The sequence below is a fragment of the Burkholderia humptydooensis genome (assembly GCF_001513745.1).
In the GTDB taxonomy this organism is placed as follows: Bacteria; Pseudomonadota; Gammaproteobacteria; order Burkholderiales; family Burkholderiaceae; genus Burkholderia; species Burkholderia humptydooensis.
Window position 1 is genome coordinate 2,938,037 of record NZ_CP013380.1, and the last position, 19,963, is coordinate 2,957,999.

General features: G+C 66.0%; 19 protein-coding genes and 1 tRNA gene. 3 read left to right on the forward strand and 17 right to left on the reverse strand.

All coding sequences use genetic code 11. The features are described from left to right. Positions 1–2: 2 nt before the first annotated feature. From AQ610_RS13075 to AQ610_RS13155, 17 genes are all read right to left on the reverse strand, one after another. The gene (locus tag AQ610_RS13075; RefSeq protein ID WP_006025111.1) at positions 3–659 is read right to left on the reverse strand and encodes an NADH-quinone oxidoreductase subunit J; all 657 of its coding nucleotides are present in this window, start codon (positions 657–659) and stop codon (positions 3–5) included. A gap of 110 nt (positions 660–769) precedes the next feature. Continuing rightward, the gene (gene nuoI / locus AQ610_RS13080; protein WP_006025110.1) at positions 770–1,258 is read right to left on the reverse strand and encodes an NADH-quinone oxidoreductase subunit NuoI; all 489 of its coding nucleotides are present in this window, start codon (positions 1,256–1,258) and stop codon (positions 770–772) included. A gap of 15 nt (positions 1,259–1,273) precedes the next feature. Continuing rightward, positions 1,274–2,338 carry an NADH-quinone oxidoreductase subunit NuoH gene (gene nuoH / locus AQ610_RS13085; RefSeq protein ID WP_009911792.1) on the reverse strand — a complete coding sequence of 355 codons (1,065 nt, stop codon included), beginning with the start codon at positions 2,336–2,338 and terminating at the stop codon, positions 1,274–1,276. Continuing rightward, positions 2,339–4,669: an NADH-quinone oxidoreductase subunit NuoG gene (gene nuoG / locus AQ610_RS13090; RefSeq protein ID WP_006025108.1), complete on the reverse strand. Its 2,331-nt coding sequence runs from the start codon at positions 4,667–4,669 to the stop codon at positions 2,339–2,341. Positions 4,670–4,751: 82 nt separating this feature from the next. Beyond that, positions 4,752–6,062, reverse strand: a complete 1,311-nt coding sequence (nuoF, locus tag AQ610_RS13095; RefSeq protein ID WP_006025107.1) for an NADH-quinone oxidoreductase subunit NuoF — start codon at positions 6,060–6,062, stop codon at positions 4,752–4,754. Continuing rightward, complete coding sequence (gene nuoE, locus AQ610_RS13100; protein WP_006025106.1) at positions 6,059–6,544, reverse strand: NADH-quinone oxidoreductase subunit NuoE; 486 nt, start codon at positions 6,542–6,544, stop codon at positions 6,059–6,061. Before nuoE ends, nuoF begins: the two co-directional genes overlap by 4 nt. Before the next feature lie 166 nt (positions 6,545–6,710). Next, entirely contained in the window at positions 6,711–7,964 is a 1,254-nt protein-coding gene (locus AQ610_RS13105; protein WP_006025105.1) for an NADH-quinone oxidoreductase subunit D, read from the reverse strand. A 9-nt stretch (positions 7,965–7,973) separates the two neighbouring features. Beyond that, positions 7,974–8,576, reverse strand: coding sequence for an NADH-quinone oxidoreductase subunit C (locus tag AQ610_RS13110; protein WP_006025104.1), 603 nt, complete (start codon positions 8,574–8,576; stop codon positions 7,974–7,976). 20 nt (positions 8,577–8,596) lie between these two features. Beyond that, complete coding sequence (locus tag AQ610_RS13115) at positions 8,597–9,076, reverse strand: NuoB/complex I 20 kDa subunit family protein (protein WP_004186402.1); 480 nt, start codon at positions 9,074–9,076, stop codon at positions 8,597–8,599. 62 nt (positions 9,077–9,138) lie between these two features. Then, on the reverse strand, positions 9,139–9,498 hold the full coding sequence (locus tag AQ610_RS13120) for an NADH-quinone oxidoreductase subunit A (RefSeq protein WP_009911791.1): 360 nt from the start codon (positions 9,496–9,498) through the stop codon (positions 9,139–9,141). A gap of 155 nt (positions 9,499–9,653) precedes the next feature. Beyond that, positions 9,654–9,738 (reverse strand) — tRNA-Leu (locus AQ610_RS13125). Between the two features lie 108 nt (positions 9,739–9,846). After that, entirely contained in the window at positions 9,847–10,224 is a 378-nt protein-coding gene (secG, locus tag AQ610_RS13130) for a preprotein translocase subunit SecG (RefSeq protein WP_009911790.1), read from the reverse strand. A gap of 85 nt (positions 10,225–10,309) precedes the next feature. Then, positions 10,310–11,110: a triose-phosphate isomerase gene (gene tpiA, locus AQ610_RS13135; protein WP_006025100.1), complete on the reverse strand. Its 801-nt coding sequence runs from the start codon at positions 11,108–11,110 to the stop codon at positions 10,310–10,312. Positions 11,111–11,169: 59 nt separating this feature from the next. Beyond that, positions 11,170–12,189 (reverse strand): NAD(P)H-quinone oxidoreductase, encoded by a 1,020-nt coding sequence (locus AQ610_RS13140; protein ID WP_006025099.1) that lies wholly within the window; start codon positions 12,187–12,189, stop codon positions 11,170–11,172. A gap of 116 nt (positions 12,190–12,305) precedes the next feature. Beyond that, entirely contained in the window at positions 12,306–14,447 is a 2,142-nt protein-coding gene (pnp, locus tag AQ610_RS13145) for a polyribonucleotide nucleotidyltransferase (RefSeq protein ID WP_006025098.1), read from the reverse strand. 301 nt (positions 14,448–14,748) lie between these two features. Beyond that, positions 14,749–15,018, reverse strand: a complete 270-nt coding sequence (gene rpsO, locus AQ610_RS13150; RefSeq protein ID WP_004185828.1) for a 30S ribosomal protein S15 — start codon at positions 15,016–15,018, stop codon at positions 14,749–14,751. A 105-nt stretch (positions 15,019–15,123) separates the two neighbouring features. Continuing rightward, positions 15,124–16,413, reverse strand: a complete 1,290-nt coding sequence (locus tag AQ610_RS13155) for a branched-chain amino acid ABC transporter substrate-binding protein (RefSeq protein ID WP_009911788.1) — start codon at positions 16,411–16,413, stop codon at positions 15,124–15,126. 350 nt (positions 16,414–16,763) lie between these two features. Here AQ610_RS13155 and AQ610_RS13160 point away from each other — a divergent pair, with 350 nt between their 5' ends. From AQ610_RS13160 to AQ610_RS13170, 3 genes are all read left to right on the forward strand, one after another. Then, entirely contained in the window at positions 16,764–17,264 is a 501-nt protein-coding gene (locus AQ610_RS13160; RefSeq protein WP_009911785.1) for a hypothetical protein, read from the forward strand. Between the two features lie 449 nt (positions 17,265–17,713). Further along, positions 17,714–18,349: a carbonic anhydrase gene (locus AQ610_RS13165; RefSeq protein WP_009911784.1), complete on the forward strand. Its 636-nt coding sequence runs from the start codon at positions 17,714–17,716 to the stop codon at positions 18,347–18,349. A gap of 56 nt (positions 18,350–18,405) precedes the next feature. After that, complete coding sequence (locus AQ610_RS13170; protein ID WP_009911783.1) at positions 18,406–19,941, forward strand: SulP family inorganic anion transporter; 1,536 nt, start codon at positions 18,406–18,408, stop codon at positions 19,939–19,941. Positions 19,942–19,963 lie beyond the last annotated feature (22 nt).

Sequence of the window (19,963 nt, forward strand, 5' to 3'; positions counted from 1 at the left end):
GCTTAGCCGTTGTTCGAGCCCGACGCGGCGTCGCTCGCGGCGGTTTCCGGCTGCGGCTTGTCGGCTTGCATCTTCACGAGACGCACGCGATCCTCGCGGCGCACCTTCACCTGCTCGGACACGCGCTGGCGCTTGCTGTCCTTGCCCTTCTGCGCGGTCAGCGCAACCGCGGCGATGATCGCAACGAGCAGCACGAGGCCCGCGATCTCGAACGCGAAGATGTAATCGGTGTAGATGACCTTGCCGATCAGCTTCGTGTTCGGCATGCCGGCCGCCGCGCCCGCGGCCATGTCGTGCACGGGCGAGCCCGTCGCGCCGTAGCCGCGCCACAGGATCAGCGCGGTCTCGACGACGATGATCGCGCCGACCACGGTGGCCATCGGCACGAAGCGCCTGAAGTCGCGGCGCAGCACGTCGATGTTGATGTCGAGCATCATCACGACGAAGAGGAACAGCACCATCACCGCGCCCACGTAGACGAGCACCAGCAGGATCGCGAGGAACTCGGCCTCGAGCAGCATCCAGATCGCGGCCGCGTTGAAGAACGCGAGCACGAGGAAAAGCGCAGACGCCACCGGGTTGCGCGATGTGATCACCTTCAGCCCCGACACCACGAGGAGCAGCGAGAAGATGTAGAAGAGTACGGTCGTGAAGTCCATGATTACCGGTTCATCATTAGGCCATTGTCAGGCGCGGTTGGCTGGCACCGCCGGGCGTGCCGCGGCGCTGCCGCGACTCGCCGGCCCGGCGAGCGGGCCGGCGCATCGGGTTATCGATACCGAGCATCGGCGGCCTTCGCGGCCGCGATCTCCTTCTCGTAGCGATCGCCCACCGCGAGCAGCATGTCCTTCGTGAAGTACAGGTCGCCGCGCTTCTCGCCGTGATATTCGAGGATCTGCGTCTCGACGATCGAATCGACCGGGCAGCTCTCTTCGCAGAAACCGCAGAAGATGCACTTCGTCAGGTCGATGTCGTAGCGCGTCGTGCGACGGGTGTTGTCCTCGCGCGTCTGCGACTCGATCGTGATCGCCATCGCCGGGCACACCGCTTCGCACAGCTTGCACGCGATGCACCGCTCTTCGCCGTTCTCGTAGCGGCGCAGCGCGTGCAGCCCGCGAAAGCGCGGCGAGATCGGCGTCTTTTCCTCGGGGAACTGCACGGTGAACTTGCGCTTGAACGTGTAGCGTCCGGTCAGCGCGAGCCCCTTGAGCAGCTCGGTCAGGAAGAAGGTCTTAAAGAAGTGTTGGATTGCCGTCATGATTTCGTCCGCCCTTTATTTCCAGATATTCAGCGGCGACATCATCCAGAAACCAACCACGATCACCCAGATCACGCAGACGGGCAGGAACACCTTCCAGCCGAGGCGCATGATCTGGTCGTAGCGGTAACGCGGGAACGTCGCACGGGCCCAAATGAACACCGACAGCAGCGCGAAGACTTTCAGCACCAGCCAGAAGATGCCCGGAATGAACGACAGGAATTCGAACGGCGCGTCCCAGCCGCCGAGGAACAGCGTCGCCGCGAGCGCCGAGATCACGATCATGTTGATGTACTCGGCGAGGAAGAACAGCGCGAACGCCATCCCCGAGTAGTCGATCATGTGACCCGCGACGATCTCCGACTCCCCTTCCACCACGTCGAACGGGTGGCGGTTCGTTTCGGCGATGCCCGAGATGAAGTAGATGACGAAGACGGGCAGCAGCGGCAGCCAGTTCCACGACAGGAAATTGACGCCGTGGCCCGCGAAGAAGCCATGCTGCTGCGAGCCGACGATCTCCGACAAGTTCAGGCTGCCCGCCGTCATCAGCACGAGCACGAGCGCGAAGCCCATCGAGATTTCGTACGACACCATCTGCGCGGCCGCGCGCATCGCGCCGAGGAACGCGTACTTCGAGTTCGACGCCCAGCCGGCGAGAATCACCGCGTAGACGCCGACCGACGAGATCGCCATCGCGTACAGCAGGCCGGCGTTGATGTTCGCCAGCACGGCGCCCGCCTGGAACGGGATCACCGCCCACACCGCGAACGCCGGCACGACCGTCATCACGGGCGCGATCAGATACAGCCAGCGGTTTGCCGCCGTCGGATGAATCACTTCCTTGAGCAGCAGCTTCAGCACGTCGGCGATCGGCTGCAGAAGACCCGCGGGGCCGACGCGGTTCGGACCGAGACGCACATGCATCCAGCCGATCAGCTTGCGCTCCCACAGAATCAGGTACGCGACGCACAGCAGGATCACGACGGCGACGACGAGGATGCGCACGAGCGCCCACACCGTCGGCCACGCGAAGCCGAGAAGCTGGGCTCCGCCCGAGTTGATCGTATCGAACAAGCTCATTTACGCCTTCTCCACCACCAGTTCACCGGACAGGCTGCCGAGCGCTGCGCCGGCAGGCGTGGCCGCCGACACGCGAACGACGGCTTCCGCAAGATTCTCCTCGCGCACGGCCGGCAACTGCACCGTGCGATCGCCCTGGCGCACGCGCACCGCGTCGCCGTTCTTCAGGCCGAGCTTGTCGAACAGCGCGGCGGGCAGGCCCGCCTTGTGCGCCGCCTTCGATGCGGCCGTCAGGTGCAGCGCGCCCGCGCGGCGCGACAGCGCGTCGGCATGATAGATCGGCACGTCGGCGAGACGCTCGAGCGCGCCGTTCGCGGCCCGCGCGGCTGCGCGCGCGGGCGCCGCCGCCGTCTTGTTCGACAGACGCGGCGCGATTTCGCCGTCGCCGAGCGCGGCGAGACGCACTTCTTCCGACGTCTCGTACTCGAAGTTCGGCAGGCCGAGCAGACTGCCGAGCACGCGCAGCACCTTCCATGCGGGACGCGTGTCGCCGAGCGGACGCACGACGCCGTTGAACGACTGGGCGCGGCCTTCCGCGTTCACGTACGTGCCGGCCGTCTCGGTGAACGGCGCGATCGGCAGCAGCACGTCCGCGTAGTCGAGGCCGTACTTGAACGGCGACAGCACGACGACCGTCTCCGCCTGCTTCAGCGCAGCGAGCGCCTGCGCCGGATCGGCGGTGTCGAATTCGGGCTCGACGTTCAGGAGCACGTAGCCCTTGCGCGGCTGCGCGAACGCGTCGCGTGCATTGAGGCCGTTCGCGCCCGGCAGCGCGCCGACGAGGTGCGCGCCCACCGTGTTCGCCGCTTCCGTCAGGAAGCCGAGCGTCGCGCCCGTGTTGTCGGCGATCCACTGCGCGATCGCGTGGATCTGCGCGAATTGCGGATGCTGGACGACGCCGTTGCCGAGCAGCACGGCGCGGCGCTCGCCGTTCGCGAGCGATTGCGCAACCGCCCGTGCGGCGTCCGACGCTTCCACGCCCGCCAGCGCATCCGGCAGCGCCACGCCGCGCGCCTGCGCGACGGCAGCCGCGATGCCCGCGAGCGCGTCGAGCCATGCCGACGGCGCGGCGACGATGCGCTGCGCGGTCGGGATCAGCGCGTCGTCGCCCGTCGCGTGCAGGAAGTGCAGCTTCGCGCCGCCCTTCGCCGCCTGGCGCAGGCGCGCCGCGAAGAGCGGATGATCGCGGCGCAGGAACGAGCCGACGACGAGCGACGCGTCGACGGCCGACAAATCGGCGATCGGCATGCCGAGCCACGGCGCGCCTTGCGCGGCGGCGGAGAAATCGGCCTGGCGCAGACGGAAGTCGACGTTCGGCGTCTTCAGTTCGTGGGCGAGCTGCTTGAGCAGGAACAGTTCCTCGACCGTGCTGTGCGCGCTCGCGAGCGCGGCGATCGCAGCCGGGCCGTGCTCGTCGCCGATGCCCTTCAGGCCGCGCGCGACGTATTCGAGCGCCGTCTGCCAGTCGACTTCGCGCCACTCGCCGCCCTGCTTGATCATCGGCTTCGTCAGGCGCTCTTCGCTGTTCAGGCCTTCATACGAGAAGCGGTCCTTATCCGAGATCCAGCACTCGTTGACGGCTTCGTTCTCGAACGGCAGCACGCGCATCACGCGGTTGTTCTTCACTTGCACGACGAGGTTCGCGCCGACGGAATCGTGCGGGCTCACCGACTTGCGGCGCGACAGCTCCCACGTGCGGGCGCTGTAGCGGAACGGCTTGCTCGTCAGCGCGCCGACCGGGCACAGGTCGATCATGTTGCCCGACAGCTCGGAGTCGACCGTCTTGCCGACGAACGTCGTGATTTCCGAATGCTCGCCGCGGCCCAGCATGCCGAACTCCATCACGCCGGCGATTTCCTGGCCGAAGCGCACGCAGCGCGTGCAGTGGATGCAGCGCGACATCTCTTCCATCGAGATGAGCGGGCCGACTTCCTTGTGGAACACGACGCGCTTCTCTTCCGCATAGCGCGACGCCGACTTGCCGTAGCCGACCGCGAGATCCTGCAACTGGCATTCGCCGCCCTGATCGCAGATCGGGCAGTCGAGCGGATGGTTGATGAGCAGGAACTCCATCACCGACTGCTGCGCCTTCACGGCCTTGTCAGAGTTGGTGTGGACGATCATGCCGGCCGACACGGGCGTCGCGCACGCGGGCACGGCCTTCGGCATCTTCTCGACTTCGACGAGACACATCCGGCAGTTGGCCGCAACCGACAGCTTCTTGTGATAGCAGAAGTGAGGGATGTACGTATCCGCCTTGTGCGCAGCCTGGATCACCATGCTGCCTTCGGGCACCTCGACCTTCTTGCCGTCTATTTCAAGTTCAACCATGATGGTGAATGGTCCTTAACCTATTACCGCTCGCCCGCGTCCGCTCGACCGGGCGCTCGAATTCTGCAATCGGGTTGCGCCGTCAGGCCGCGGCCGCATGCGCGTGGCCGCCGACCATGCAGTGCTTGTGCTCGACGTGGTACGCGAATTCGTCCCAGTAGTGCTTGAGCATCCCGCGCACCGGCATCGCCGCCGCGTCGCCGAGCGCGCAGATCGTGCGGCCCATGATGTTCTCCGCAACCGAGTTCAGCAGGTCCAGGTCTTCCTGGCGGCCCTCGCCGTGCTCGATGCGGTTCACGACGCGATACAGCCAGCCCGTGCCTTCGCGGCACGGCGTGCACTGGCCGCACGACTCTTCGTAATAGAAGTACGACAGGCGCAGGAGCGAACGCACCATGCAGCGCGTCTCGTCCATCACGATCACCGCGCCGGAGCCGAGCATCGAGCCCGCCTTCGCGATCGAATCGTAGTCCATGTCGGTCTGCATCATGATGTCGCCCGGGATCACCGGCGCCGACGAGCCGCCCGGAATCACGGCCTTGATCTTCTTGCCGCCGCGCACCCCGCCCGCGAGCTCCATCAGCGTCGCGAACGGCGTGCCGAGCGGAATCTCGTAGTTGCCCGGGCGCTCGACGTCGCCCGACACCGAGAAGATCTTCGTGCCGCCGTTGTTCGGCTTGCCCATCTCGAGGTAGTTCTGCGGGCCGACGGCCAGCAGGAACGGCACCGCGGCGAACGTCTCGGTGTTGTTGATCGTAGTCGGCTTGCCGTACACGCCGAAGCTCGCCGGGAACGGCGGCTTGAAGCGCGGCTGGCCCTTCTTGCCCTCGAGCGATTCGAGCAGCGCCGTTTCCTCGCCGCAGATATACGCGCCGTAACCGTGGTGCGCATGGAGCTGGAACGAGAAGTCCGAGCCCATGATCTTGTCGCCGAGGAAGCCCGCGCGGCGCGCTTCGTCGAGCGCCGCCTCGAAGCGGCGATACACTTCAAAGATCTCGCCATGAATGTAGTTGTAGCCGACGGTGATGCCCATCGCGTACGCGCCGATCGCCATGCCTTCGATCAGCGCATGCGGGTTCCAGCGCAGGATGTCGCGATCCTTGAACGTGCCCGGCTCGCCCTCGTCCGAATTGCAGACGAGGTACTTCTGCCCCGGAAACTGGCGCGGCATGAAGCTCCACTTCAGGCCGGTCGGAAAGCCCGCGCCGCCGCGGCCGCGCAAGCCCGACGCCTTCACGTCGGCGATCACCTGCTCGGGCGGAATCTTTTCTTCGAGGATGCGGCGCAACTGCTTGTAGCCGCCGCGCGCGACGTAATCTTCGAGACGCCAGTTCTCGCCGGTGAGGCCGGCGAGGATCAGCGGTTTGATGTGACGATCGTGGAGGGACGTCATTTCGAGAGCTCCTCAAGCAGCTGGTCGATCTTCTCGCGGCTCATGAGGCTGCACATTTTATGGTTGTTGAGCAGCAGCACCGGCGCATCGCCGCACGCGCCGAAGCACTCGCCTTCCTTCAGCGTGAACTTGCCGTCCGGCGTGGTTTCGCCGAAATCGATGCCGAGCTTCTGCTTCAGATAGGCGGCCGTCGCCTCGGCGCCGCCGTGCGGCCCGAGCTGGCACGGCAGGTTCGTGCAGAGCGTGATCTTGTGCTTGCCGACGGGCGCGAGCTCGTACATTGTGTAGAACGTCGCGACTTCCTGGACCGCGATGGCCGGCATGCCGAGATAGTCCGCGACGAACTGCATCAGTTCGGGCGACAGCCAGCCATGCTCTTCCTGAGCGACGGCCAGCGCCGACATCACAGCGGACTGTTTCTGATCGGCGGGATACTTCGCGATCGCTCGATCGATTTCTTTCAGGCCTTCAGCTGAGATCATTTTCAGACACGACTCTTTCAATTCCTACCGCACGAACAACCTGCCGCATGACCGATGCGGCAGACCTGGCGCTCACTGTTGACAGCTTGTTGCGACGGCGCGCTCGAATGCGCGCCGCGTGTGACTCGCCGCTCGCCACCCGGCCGGGCCGCGAGCGGCGCGACCGTCAGCGGTCGATTTCGCCGAACACGATGTCCTGCGTCCCGATGATCGTGACGGCGTCGGCGATCATGTGCCCGCGCGCCATTTCGTCGAGCGCGGACAAATGGGCGTAGCCCGGCGCGCGAATCTTGAGCCGGTACGGCTTGTTCGCGCCGTCCGACACCAGATAGATGCCGAACTCGCCCTTCGGATGCTCGACGGCGGCGTACGTTTCGCCCTCGGGCACGTGAAAACCTTCCGTGAAGAGCTTGAAATGGTGGATCAGATCCTCCATGTTCGTCTTCATGCCGACACGCGACGGCGGCGCAACCTTGTGATTGTCGGTGATCACGGGGCCGGGATTCTTGCGAAGCCACTCAATACACTGTTTCGCGATACGCGTCGACTGGCGCATCTCCTCGACGCGCACCAGATAGCGGTCGTAGCAATCGCCGTTCACGCCGACGGGGATGTCGAAGTCGAGGCGGTCGTACACTTCGTACGGCTGCTTCTTGCGCAGATCCCATGCGATGCCGGAGCCGCGGATCATCGGGCCCGTCAGACCGAGTTGCAGCGCGCGCTCCGGCGACACGACGCCGATGCCGACGAGACGCTGCTTCCAGATCCGGTTGTCGGTCAGCAGCGTTTCGTATTCGTCGACGCACTTCGGGAAGCGCGTGAAGAAATCGTCGATGAAATCGAGCACCGAGCCCGAGCGCGCCTCGTTCATCTTCGCGAGCGCACGCTCATTGCGGATCTTCGACGCCTTGTATTGCGGCATCGCTTCCGGCAGATCGCGATAGACGCCGCCCGGACGGTAATACGCCGCGTGCATGCGCGCGCCGGACACCGCCTCGTACACGTCCATCAGGTCTTCGCGCTCGCGGAACGCATAAAGGAACACCGCCATCGCGCCGACGTCGAGCGCGTGCGCGCCGATCCACATCAGATGGTTCAGCACGCGCGTGATTTCGTCGAACAGCACGCGGATGTACTGCGCGCGCTCCGGAACGTCGATGCCGAGCAGTTTCTCGATCGCGAGCACGTAGCCGTGCTCGTTCACCATCATCGACACGTAGTCGAGACGGTCCATGTACGGCACGGACTGGATGAACGTCTTGTTCTCGGCGAGCTTCTCGGTCGCGCGGTGCAAGAGGCCGATGTGCGGATCGGCGCGCTGGATCACTTCGCCGTCGAGCTCGAGCACGAGGCGCAGCACGCCGTGCGCGGCGGGGTGCTGCGGACCGAAGTTGAGCGTGTAGTTCTTGATTTCAGCCATGACGCCCCCTTAATGTTTCAGACCGCCATAGCGATCCTCGCGGATCACGCGCGGCGTGATTTCGCGCGGCTCGATCGTCACCGGCTGGTACACGACGCGCTTCTCTTCCGGGTCGTAACGCATTTCGACGTAGCCGGAAACCGGGAAATCCTTGCGGAACGGGTGACCGATGAAGCCGTAGTCGGTGAGGATGCGGCGCAGGTCGGGGTGGCCTTCGAACACGATGCCGTAGAGGTCGAACGCTTCGCGCTCGTACCAGTTCGCCGAGCTCCAGATGTCGACGACCGACGGCACGATCGGCAGATCGTCATCCGGCGCGAACACGCGCACGCGCAGGCGCCAGTTGTTCGCGACCGACAGCAGGTGCAGGACGGCGGCAAAGCGCGGGCCGTCGTAGGCGCCGTCGCCGTAGGTTTGATAGTCGATGCCGCAGAGGTCGATCAACTGCTCGAAGCCGAGCGAGCGATCGTCGCGCAGTTGCTTCGCGACTTCGAGGTAATCACTCGCCTTCACGACGAGCGTGAGCTCGCCAACCGCTTCGACGAGGCTCACCGCGCGCGCGCCGAGCGCGGCTTCGAGGTTCGCCTTGAGGGTCTCGATTTTGCTTGCCATGTTGTGGGGTGCTCGATGCTTTATTGACGGGCGATGGTGCTCGTGCGGCGGATCTTCGCCTGCAACTGGATCACGCCGTAGACGAGCGCCTCTGCGGTCGGCGGGCAGCCGGGAACGTAGACGTCGACGGGCACGATCCGGTCGCAGCCGCGAACCACCGAGTACGAGTAGTGGTAGTAGCCGCCGCCGTTCGCGCAGGACCCCATCGAGATCACCCAGCGCGGCTCGGCCATCTGGTCGTAGACGCGGCGCAGCGCGGGCGCCATCTTGTTGCAGAGCGTACCCGCGACGATCATCACGTCGGACTGGCGCGGGCTCGGACGGAACACGACACCGAACCGGTCGAGGTCGTAGCGGGCGGCGCCCGCATGCATCATTTCCACTGCGCAGCACGCGAGCCCGAACGTCATCGGCCATAGCGAGCCGGTACGCGTCCAGTTGATCAGCTTGTCAGCCGTGGTGGTGACAAACCCTTCCTTCAAGACCCCTTCGATACTCATTTGCTTTCCACTCCAGACAGGCGGCGACGCGTGGCCGCCCATGCAAACCGGCGATTAGCCCGTCACTCCCAGTCGAGGCCGCCCTTCTTCCAGATATAGGCAAAGCCGAGCAGGAATTCGAGCAGGAAAATCATCATTGCGACGAAACCGGGCCAGCCGATTTCGCGCAGGGCGACGCCCCACGGAAACAGGAATGCGGTTTCGAGATCGAAGATGATGAACAGAATCGCAACGAGGTAGTAGCGCACATCGAACTTCATGCGCGCGTCCTCGAACGCCTCGAAGCCGCACTCGTAGGGCGCGTTCTTCTCGCTGTCGGGCTTGTTGGGACCGAGGATCTTGCCGATGCTGACCAGCGCTATACCTAAACCAGTGCCCACCAGGAGGAACAACAAGACGGGGTAATAGGCTGCGAGGTTCAAGGCTATCCTCTATTGGTTGGTTCCGAGCGTTCCGGAGAATAACACCGTTCCGGGGAAAGGATCATTTCGGACTACCGGAGAACCCAAGCTGAGCGCAAGGGTAGCCCAGAAATGAAAAATGCCAGCCACACGAAGCGGCTGGCATTAAGTAACTTTGGTGCCGACGGCGAGACTCGAACTCGCACAGCTTTCGCCACTACCCCCTCAAGATAGCGTGTCTACCAATTTCACCACGTCGGCACTGCATGCAACCCGGGAGGAAACTTCGTATCCCGCGAATCGCTTCAAGAACAAAATTCTAACCCGGTTCCCTGAATTGTTCAACGCACAAACGCGTTTTTTTTAAATTTATTTCGGCACGTCCTGACCCGGCGCAGACGCAGCCGACACGGCCGCCGGCGCGGATACGGCAGGCGCCTGCGATGCGGCGGGCGCCGACGCGGCGGGCACGGGCGCTGCGCCGAGCACGCCGACCGACGGCGCCGACTTGTACGAGCCGAGGTAGGTCAGCGCGAGCGTTGCGATGAAGAAGATCGTCGCCAGAACCGCCGTCGTGCGCGACAGAAAGTTCGCGGAGCCGGTCGCGCCGAAGAGGCTGCCCGATGCGCCGCTGCCGAACGCCGCGCCCATGTCGGCGCCCTTGCCATGCTGCAGCAGCACGAGGCCGATCACGCCGAGCGCGGACAATAATTGAACCACAATGATCAAGACTTTCAGATACGGCATACATTCACCTGTTTGGTTTCAGGCAACCGGCGCACCTGCCGGCCACCCCGATATTCTTCGTTCTTCGCGCGCGGCCCGCGAACGCTTACTGCGCTGCCCGGCAGATCGCCAGGAAATCCCCGCTCTTCAACGACGCACCGCCGATCAGGCCGCCGTCGATGTCCGGCTGGCCGAACAGTTCGACCGCATTGTCGGCCTTCACGCTGCCGCCATACAACAGCGACACGTGCTCCGCGCCCTTCGCCGCGAGCCGTCCGCGCAGGAACGCATGCACCTGCTGCGCCTGTTCGGCCGTCGCGCTCCTGCCCGTGCCGATCGCCCACACGGGCTCGTACGCGACGACGACGCGCGCCGCCTCGTCCGACGACAGCACCGCGAGCACCGCGTCGAGCTGCGTGCCGACGACCTGCTCGGTCGCGCCCGCTTCGCGCTCGGCGAGCGTCTCGCCGACGCACACGACGGGCGTCAGCCCCGCGGCGAGCGCGCGCTGCGTCTTCGCCGCGACCGTCTCGTTCGATTCGCCGTGATACGCGCGGCGCTCCGAGTGCCCGATGATCGCATAGGCCGCGCCGAACTCCGCGACCATGCCGGCCGCGACTTCGCCGGTATAAGCGCCCTGCTCGTGCGCGGACACGTCCTGCGAGCCCCACGCGACACGCCCGCCGTGAAGCCGAGCCTGCGCCTGCGCGAGATACGGGAACGGCACGCACACGCCGATGCCGACGTGCTCGCGCACCGCTTGCGCGCCCTGCGCGACTTCGTTCAGCAATGCCTGGTTGCCGCTCAGGCGACCGTGCATCTTCCAGTTGCCGATCACCCGCTTGATTCTTTGTTTCGACATCGTATGTCTCGTCGTGGACGCGCCGAAGCCGGGCGTCGTGTTCATCTGGCGAAGCGAACCTGCGATTTTACTGCGACGCTAGAGAACCGGTCAAACGACCGATGTCAAGCGTTCGCACCCCAATCGAGCACGATCTTGCCGACGTGCTCGCTGCTTTCCATCAGCGCATGCGCGTCAGCGGCCTGCGCGGCCGGCAGCGCGCGATAGACGACGGGCTTCACGCGCCCGCCTTCGATGAGCGGCCACACGCGCGCCTTCAGTTGCGCGGCGATGCGCGCCTTGAATTCGACGGGGCGCGGCCGAAGCGTCGAGCCCGTGATCGTGAGGCGCCGCCGCAGGATCTCGGCCACGTTGATTTCCGACTTCGCGCCGCCGAGGAGTGCGATCACGACGAGCCGCCCGCCGTCCGCGAGCGCCGTCAGTTCGCGCGGCACGTACGCGCCCGCGACCATGTCGAGAATCACGTCGACGCCGCGATCGTGCGTGAGCGACTTCACGACCTCGACGAAATCCTCAGTCTTGTAGTTGATCGCGCGCTCCGCGCCAAGCGTTTCGCAGGCGCGGCACTTGTCGTCCGTGCCCGCAGTCGCGAACACGCGAAAGCCGAGTGCATGCGCGATCTGGATCGCCGCCACGCCGATGCCGCTCGAGCCGCCCTGCACGAGGAGCGTTTCCTGCGCGCCGCCCTCGCCCGCGCCCAGTTGCGCGCGATCGAACACGTTGCTCCAGACGGTGAAGAACGTCTCGGGCAGCGAAGCGGCCTCGACGTCGGTCAACCCCTTCGGCGCCGGCAGACACTGCGCGAGCGGCGCCGCGACGTATTGCGCATAGCCGCCGCCCGCGAGCAGCGCGCAGACGCGGTCGCCGAGCTTCAGCCCGAACGGGTTCGCCGCGGGATCGGACAGATCGCCGCCGACGATCACGCCCGCCACCTCGAGACCCGGCAGATCCGATGCGCCGGGAGGCGGCGCATAAGCGCCCTTTCGCTGGAACACGTCCGGGCGGTTGACGCCGGACGCCGCCACCTTGATCAGCACCTCGCCGCGCTTCGGCTCCGGCTGCGGCCGCTCCGTCAGCTTCAGCACGTCCGGCGCGCCGAATTCGGTGATTTCGATCGCTTTCATGCACGTCGCTCCAAGATCGTGACGGGTTTGCGCGTGCGATGCCGCACCCCGCAAACCGGTCCATCCTGTGAAAAACGGCCGGCGCGCGTTCGCGCTGCCGGCCGTCGCCTTGCCGCTTACTGCTGCGGCGGCGTGTCCGTCTGGGCGGCCGCTTCGTTCAGCAGCGCCTTCGCCGACAGGCGCACGCGCCCCTTCTCGTCCGTCTGGATCACCTTGACCTTCACCTGCTGGCCTTCCTTCAGGTAGTCGTTGATGTCCTTCACGCGCTCGTTGACGATCTCGGAGATGTGCAGCAGACCGTCCTTGCCCGGCAGCAGGTTCACGATCGCGCCGAAATCGAGGAGCTTCAGCACCGTGCCTTCGTACACCTGACCGACTTCGATCTCGGCCGTGATGTTCTCGATGCGCTTCTTCGCCTCGGCCATGCCTTCGCTGTTCGTGCTCGCGATCGTCACGACGCCGTCGTCCGAAATGTCGATCGTCGTGCCGGTTTCTTCCGTCAGCGCGCGAATCACCGAACCGCCCTTGCCGATCACGTCGCGGATCTTTTCCGGGTTGATCTTGATCGTGATCATGCGCGGCGCGAATTCGGACAGTTGCGTGTTCGCACCCGCGACCGCTTCCTTCATCTTGCCGAGGATATGCATGCGGCCTTCCTTCGCCTGCGCGAGCGCGACCTGCATGATTTCCTTCGTGATGCCCTGGATCTTGATGTCCATCTGCAGCGCGGTCACGCCTTCCGCCGTGCCCGCCACCTTGAAGTCCATGTCGCCGAGGTGATCTTCGTCGCCAAGGATGTCGGTCAGCACCGCGAACTTGTTGCCTTCGAGGATCAGACCCATCGCGATGCCCGCGACGTGCGCCTTCATCGGCACGCCGGCATCCATCAGCGCGAGGCAGCCGCCGCACACCGACGCCATCGACGACGAACCGTTCGACTCGGTGATTTCCGACACGACGCGGATCGAGTAGCCGAATTCGTCGGCGCTCGGCAGGCACGCGACGAGCGCGCGCTTCGCGAGCCGGCCGTGGCCGATTTCGCGGCGCTTCGGCGAGCCGACGCGGCCCGTTTCGCCGGTCGCGAACGGGGGCATGTTGTAGTGGAGCATGAAGCGGTCGCGGTACTCGCCTTCGAGCGCGTCGATGATCTGCTCGTCGCCCTTCGTGCCAAGCGTCGCGACCACCAGCGCCTGCGTCTCGCCGCGCGTGAACAGCGCCGAACCGTGGGTGCGCGGCAGCACGCCCGTGCGGATCTCGATCGGACGCACGGTGCGCGTGTCGCGGCCGTCGATGCGCGGCTCGCCGCCCAGGATCTGGCCGCGGACGATCTTCGCCTCGAGGTCGAACAGGATGTTGCCGACGGTTGCCTTGTCGGCCGCGACCGTGCCGGCCGCCAGCGCGTCTTCTTCCAGCTTCGCCGACGTCGCCGCGTACACTTCCTTCAGCTTCGTCGAGCGCGCCTGCTTGTCGCGGATCTGGTAGGCGGCGAGCAGTTCCGGCTGCGCGAGCTCGGTCACGCGCGCGTTCAGCGCCTCGTCCTTCGGCGCCGGCTGCCAGTCCCACTCGGGCTTGCCGCCTTCGCGCACGAGCTCATGGATCGCGTCGATCGCGGTCTGCATCTGCTCGTGGCCGAACACGACCGCGCCGAGCATCACGTCTTCCGGCAACTGATCCGCTTCGGATTCGACCATCAGCACCGCACGCTCCGTTCCCGCGACGACGAGGTCGAGGCGCGACGCCTTGATCTGCGCGCGCGTCGGGTTCAGCACGTATTCATTGTTCACGTACGCGACGCGCGCGGCGCCGACCGGGCCGTTGAACGGCAGGCCGGACACGGCGAGCGCAGCCGATGCGCCGATGAGCGCCGGGATGTCGGCCGGAATTTCCGGGTTCACCGACAGAACGTGAATCACGACCTGCACTTCGTTGTAGAAGCCCTCCGGGAAGAGCGGGCGCAGCGGCCGGTCGATGAGGCGCGAGGTCAGCGTCTCGTGCTCCGACGGACGGCCCTCGCGGCGGAAGAAGCCGCCCGGGATCTTGCCGGCCGAGTAGGTCTTCTCGATGTAGTCGACGGTGAGCGGGAAGAAATCCTGGCCCGGCTTCGCCGACTTCGCGCCGACGACGGTCGCGAGGACGACGGTGTCCTCGATGTCGACGACGACGGCGCCGCTAGCCTGGCGCGCGATTTCGCCGGTTTCGAGGCGCACCTTGTGCTGGCCCCATTGGAATTCCTTCACGACTTTATTGAACAGAGACATGGTCGCTCCTTTTCGTTCGTTATCGAACGCCGTGCGCGGACGAGGCCGGCGCGGCGATGGCGCGACCGGGCCACATGGGAAGAGGTGTGTTTTTTATGCCATTCCAGCGCCTTGCTCGCCGCCCGGCGTCGTGCGGGACGCGAACAGCGCGCTGGAATGACACAAAGCTCAACCCTTGTGCGCCTGGCCGGTTGTGGGCTTCGACAGCCCGGCGGCAAGCATCGTGCATGCCGCGAAAAAACAAAATGCCTGTATCAGCAGACTGACACAGGCATCTTGCTGGAGGCGAGCAACGCCCCGATTACTTGCGCAGACCCAGCTTCTCGATCAGCGCGCGGTAGCGGTCGGCATCCTTGCCCTTGAGGTAGTCGAGCAGCTTGCGGCGGCGGCTCACCATGCGCAGCAGGCCACGGCGGCTGTGGTGGTCCTTCGCGTGGGTCTTGAAGTGACCCGTCAGTTCCGTGATGCGCGCCGTCAGCAGTGCGACCTGCACTTCGGGCGAGCCCGTATCGTTGGCGCCGCGCGCGAACTGAGCAACAACTTCCGACTTCTTGATATCAGCAACAGACATTTGATTTCCTTTCGACTGAACAGGCGGACACGGAAGAAAGGCCGTGCCGTGATTTGCAACCGGCGCGCATTGTAGCACAAGTCGCACGGCCGGCGAACCCCGCCTTCACGGGCGTTTCATGCGGCATGCGGCGGGCGCCGCGTCCCGCGCGGGAGGCAGCTCGAGCACCGTCCGGAACCCGTAGCCCGACCCCGCGTTGTCGAAACGCACGCCCGGCGCGCCGGCGCGATCCATCTCGATCACGTAAAGGGGTTGGATCAACTGGTGATCGGCCGCGCGCATCTGCGCCGGATGGAATCCGTCGTCGTATCGCATTCCTTCGAGCGCCTTCGCAACCGCGACCGGATCGGCCGAGCCCGCACGCGTCATCGCCGCCGCGACCATCTCGACCATCTCGCTCATCCGCCGCACCGGATAATCGTCCTGCGGCGCCGGAAAGCGCGCGCGGAACGCCCGGTAGAACGCATCGGACTGCGCGCCGCCCGCGTTTGGATGCCAGTCGGCGACCGCGAGCACGCGCTTCACGCCCGCGTCGCCGAGCGCGGCGGGCGCGTCCAGACTGTTGCCGTAGAACGTGTAGAACTTCGTCGCGAGCCCCTGCTCGCGCGCCGCCCGCACGAGCAGCGTCAGATCGTTGCCCCAGTTGCCCGTCACGACCGCGTCCGCGCCGCTCGCGCGAATCTTCGCGACATACGGCGCGAAGTCCTTCACGCGCCCGATCGGATGGAACTCGTCGCCGACGATCTCGATGTCCGGCCGGCGCGCCTTCAGCGCGGCGCGCGCGAGCGTGCTGACGTCGTGCCCGAAGCTGTAGTCCTGATTGAGCAGGTAGACCTTCCCCACCGCGCGGTCGCGCGCGAGCACGCCGGCGAGCGCGTCCATTCGCATGCCTGCGTGCGCGTCGAAGCGGAAGTGCCAGAAGCTGCAGTCCCGGCCCGTCAGCGCGGGATCGTCGGCCGAATAGTTGAGGAACAGCGCGCGACGCCCAGGGTCGCGCGCGTTGTGCTTGTCGAGCGCGGCCACGAGCGCCGCCGCGACGGCCGAGCCGTTGCCCTGCGCGATGAAACCGATCCCCTTGTCGGTCGCCGCGCGCAACTGGACGAGCGCGTCCTCGACGCCGCCCCTGCTGTCGAGCACGACGAGCTCGAGCGGATGGGCGCCGTCGCGCAGCCGCACGCCGCCTTGCGCATTGACGCGCTCGACGCCGAAGCGCAGATTGCGCTCGACCGCCGCGCCCGCGTTCGCGAACGGCCCCGACATCCCCTCGACAAGCGCGATCCGGATCGGCTCGGCCGCCGCAGTGAGCGCCTCACCGGCCGCCGCGAGCGACGGCAGCATCGTCAGGGATAGCGCCGCCGAAGCGGCGGCGGCAAAACGCATCCAGTAGGAAGACATCGCGTGGTTTCCTGCGCAGTCCGTTCGTCGAGCGCAGGATCATAGGCGAGCGCACGCCGGACGGGCAAGCCGCGCGGCGCGCGGTCGCATCGGCGGACACGTCGCATGACGGGTGCTGGCGCGGATATCGGTCGCCCGGACGGCCGGCCAGCCGATTCGATCGGGTCTGCCGTTCCCGCCCCGCCCGCTCGCGATTGCGATGCACGGCCCGCACCGGGCGCCGGGTCCGCCGAACCGCACCGGAGCACCCCGCCCCGCGGGCGCCGCGGCGCAAACTTTTCCGGGCCGGCACGCGCACGCGAACGCCCGCCGTGATAAAACGTCGCCATTCCCGCCTCATGGAGAAACGCATGTTCGCTCGTCTCCCGGTTCTGTTCGCTTGCGCGGCGGCGCTTCTCGCCGGCTGCGCGCAACCGTGGCAGCAATTTCGCGCCGGTGATGACTCGTCGGCGATCGTCGCCCGAATGGGGCCGCCGCGCGAAGTCTACGATCTGCCGAACGGCGGCAAGCGCCTGATGTGGCCGACGCAGCCGATGGGCGAAGTCACGACGGCCGCCGACATCGACGCCCACGACCGCATCGTCAACGTGCGGCAGGTGCTGCAGCCGCTCGAGTTCTATCGCGCCGAGATCGGCAAGTGGACCAGGACCGACGTGCTCGTGAACTTCGGCCGCCCTGTCGAGACGTCGTACTTTCCGCTGATGAAGCGCGAAGTGTGGACGTACCGCTACCTCGAAGACAACGTCTGGTACATGCTCTACAGCTTCTACTTCGACGACGACGGCATCCTGCGGCTCACGCAAAAGACACCCGACCCGCTGCACGACCCTGATCGCCGCACGCTGTTCTGAGATCTCCCGCCGCCGGCCGCCCGACCGGCGCATCCTTTCAGAAAGTCTACGGAAAGTCATTTGGCGCGCACGGATTCTCAAATGACTTTTTTATCATTTTCTCATTAGCTTTTTAAAATTCTTGTCATTTTTCCTGACGCGCCAATATCCATTCCGCCGCGTCGACGAAATCAAGAACAAAACATCCACCCCTCCCCGCCAGCCCTGCTGGACGGGCATCTCACGCCCATTTCGGTGCGACATGCACCCTTTGCGGCAACTCGACATTCATGATTGGTGCAATCGTCCGAGCCCCGAAAACAAATTGCAACAAAATATTTCAAGTTGAACTTCCGATTACGAGTTACCCCTAATATCACTCGCAACAACCTTTCAATCTAGAAAGCAATCAGTTCCGCGCCGATGCATCTTTGCGTCGCCGCCATCGCACGCATAGGAAGGAATCCTCAATGAATCGCCCGAAAAGCATGCTCGTCGCCAACATCGCCTGGGCCTGCGAGACGTCCGAGCGCTCGCCCGACTTCTTCGACGCGCTGTCGCGCGGCCAGAACCCGCGCGTGCTGTGGATCGGCTGCGCCGACAGCCGCGTGCCGGCGGAGGCCATCACGCAGAGTGCGCCAGGCGAACTATTCGTTCACCGAAACATCGCGAACATCTTTCAGCCCGACGACGACAACTGCGCAAGCGTGCTCGAGTACGCGGTCAAGGTGCTGAAGGTCGATCACGTGATCGTCTGCGGGCACTACGGCTGCGGCGGCGTGCGCGCGTCGCTCTTGCCTCCGTCGCCCGAGCTGCCGCACGTGAACCGCCGTATCGCGCCGCTGTGCGCGCTCGCCGCACGCCATCGCGCGGAACTCGACGGCGTGCCGCCCGACGAGGCCGCCGACCGGCTCGCCGAGCTCAACGTGCTCGAGCAGGTCCGCCTGCTGCGCAGCTCGCCGATCATCCGCGGCACCGATCCCGCCCCGCTCGTGCACGGCTGGATCTTCTCGCTCGCCGACGGCCGCCTCAAGGAACTGGCGTCAGGCTACGCGGCGCCCGAACGGCCGCCGCGAGCCGAACGCGCAGAAGCCGCGGCCGCCTGACCGGCCGGCGCCGCGGCACCGCCACCCGGCCTCAACCCGTTTTTCCTCCGCTCACTATGAAGACTCTACGCGCTTCCTTGTCCACGTTTCCGCGCGATTTCGTGGCCGGCACCGTCGTGTTCCTCGTCGCGCTGCCGCTCTGCCTCGGAATCGCCAACGCATCCGGCGTCGAACCGTTCGCGGGCCTCGTGTCCGGCATCGTCGGCGGCCTCGTCGTTGCCGTGCTGAGCGGCTCGCCGCTGTCCGTCAGCGGCCCCGCGGCGGGCCTCGTCGTGATCGTCGTCGACGGCATCGCGCAGCTCGGCAGCTTCCAGGCGTTCCTGCTCGCCGTGCTGCTGTCGGGCGTCATCCAGTTCGGCTTCGGCCTGCTGAAGGCCGGCCGGTTCGCCGCGTACGTGCCGTCGCCCGTGATCAAAGGGATGCTCGCCGCGATCGGCATCCTGCTGATCGTCAAGCAAGCGCCGTTCGCGCTCGGCCTGTCCGGCGACGGCGATGCGCCGGGTCACGCGATGTTCGCGTCGGGCGCGATCGCGCTCGCGTCGCTCGCGCTCCTCGCCGTCTGGGAAACGCGCGCGATGCGCCGCTTCACGTTCGTGCGCGTCGTGCCCGCACCGCTCGCCGTCGTGATTCTCGGCATCGGCGCCACGGTCCTGCTCGGCTTCGTGTCGCCGAACTTCGCGCCGCCCGCCGAGCACCGGGTCGCGCTGCCCGAACTCGCGTCGCTCGCCGCGCTCGGCGACGCGCTGAAGACCGTCGACCTCGGCCCGAACTTCGCGTACCTGCTGAGCCCGGACGTGTGGCGCATCGCGATCACGATTGCCGTCATCGCAAGCCTCGAAACGCTCTTGAGCCTCGAAGCGGTCGAGCAGATCGACCCGAAGCGCCGGCCGTCGCAGCCGAATCGCGAGCTGAAGGCGCAAGGCGTCGGCAATCTCATTTCGGGCGTGATCGGCGGCCTGCCGATCACGTCGGTGATCGTGCGCAGCTCGGTCAACGTGAATGCGGGCGCGCAGAGCCGGATGTCGGCGATCGTGCACGGCGTGATGCTCGTCGTCAGCGTGTTCGCGCTCACCGGGCTCCTGAACCTGATCCCGCTCGCGAGCCTGGCGGCGATCCTGATCCACACGGGCTTCAAGCTCGCGAAGCCGGGACTCTTCACGTCGGTCGCGAAGCAGGGTCCGGGCGCGTTCCTGCCGTTCGCGGCGACGATCGCGGGCGTGCTCGCGATCGACCTCCTCGCCGGCATCGCGCTCGGCCTCGCGTGCTCGGTGTTCGCGGTCGCATGCGCGAACCTGCGCAGCCCGGCGACGCTCGCGCAGCACGACGACCACTATCTGCTGTCGTTCCGCAAGGACGTATCGTTTCTCGGCAAGGTCCAGATCAAGCACTATCTCGCGCAAATCCCGGATCGGGCGGTCGTCATCATCGACGCGACCCGCGCCGACTACATCGATCACGACGTGCGCGAGCTGATCGACGCGTTCGTCGCGGAAGCGCCGCGGCGCGACATCACGGTCGACTATCGGCGCCAGGTTCATCACGTGCGCGGCGCGGGCTTGCGCTGGTTCTTCCGCAGCCCGACCGCGCAGTAAGCGGCGCAGCAGGCACATGAGC

Coding starts and splice junctions, on each gene's coding strand:
- AQ610_RS13075 (WP_006025111.1), bottom strand. CDS start 659: ATGGACTTCACGACCGTACTCTTCTACATCTTCTCGCTGCTCCTCGTG.
- nuoI (WP_006025110.1), bottom strand. CDS start 1,258: ATGACGGCAATCCAACACTTCTTTAAGACCTTCTTCCTGACCGAGCTG.
- nuoH (WP_009911792.1), bottom strand. CDS start 2,338: ATGAGCTTGTTCGATACGATCAACTCGGGCGGAGCCCAGCTTCTCGGC.
- nuoG (WP_006025108.1), bottom strand. CDS start 4,669: ATGGTTGAACTTGAAATAGACGGCAAGAAGGTCGAGGTGCCCGAAGGC.
- nuoF (WP_006025107.1), bottom strand. CDS start 6,062: ATGACGTCCCTCCACGATCGTCACATCAAACCGCTGATCCTCGCCGGC.
- nuoE (WP_006025106.1), bottom strand. CDS start 6,544: ATGATCTCAGCTGAAGGCCTGAAAGAAATCGATCGAGCGATCGCGAAG.
- AQ610_RS13105 (WP_006025105.1), bottom strand. CDS start 7,964: ATGGCTGAAATCAAGAACTACACGCTCAACTTCGGTCCGCAGCACCCC.
- AQ610_RS13110 (WP_006025104.1), bottom strand. CDS start 8,576: ATGGCAAGCAAAATCGAGACCCTCAAGGCGAACCTCGAAGCCGCGCTC.
- AQ610_RS13115 (WP_004186402.1), bottom strand. CDS start 9,076: ATGAGTATCGAAGGGGTCTTGAAGGAAGGGTTTGTCACCACCACGGCT.
- secG (WP_009911790.1), bottom strand. CDS start 10,224: ATGCCGTATCTGAAAGTCTTGATCATTGTGGTTCAATTATTGTCCGCG.
- tpiA (WP_006025100.1), bottom strand. CDS start 11,110: ATGAACACGACGCCCGGCTTCGGCGCGTCCACGACGAGACATACGATG.
- AQ610_RS13140 (WP_006025099.1), bottom strand. CDS start 12,189: ATGAAAGCGATCGAAATCACCGAATTCGGCGCGCCGGACGTGCTGAAG.
- pnp (WP_006025098.1), bottom strand. CDS start 14,447: ATGTCTCTGTTCAATAAAGTCGTGAAGGAATTCCAATGGGGCCAGCAC.
- rpsO (WP_004185828.1), bottom strand. CDS start 15,018: ATGTCTGTTGCTGATATCAAGAAGTCGGAAGTTGTTGCTCAGTTCGCG.
- AQ610_RS13155 (WP_009911788.1), bottom strand. CDS start 16,413: ATGTCTTCCTACTGGATGCGTTTTGCCGCCGCCGCTTCGGCGGCGCTA.
- AQ610_RS13160 (WP_009911785.1), top strand. CDS start 16,764: ATGTTCGCTCGTCTCCCGGTTCTGTTCGCTTGCGCGGCGGCGCTTCTC.
- AQ610_RS13165 (WP_009911784.1), top strand. CDS start 17,714: ATGAATCGCCCGAAAAGCATGCTCGTCGCCAACATCGCCTGGGCCTGC.
- AQ610_RS13170 (WP_009911783.1), top strand. CDS start 18,406: ATGAAGACTCTACGCGCTTCCTTGTCCACGTTTCCGCGCGATTTCGTG.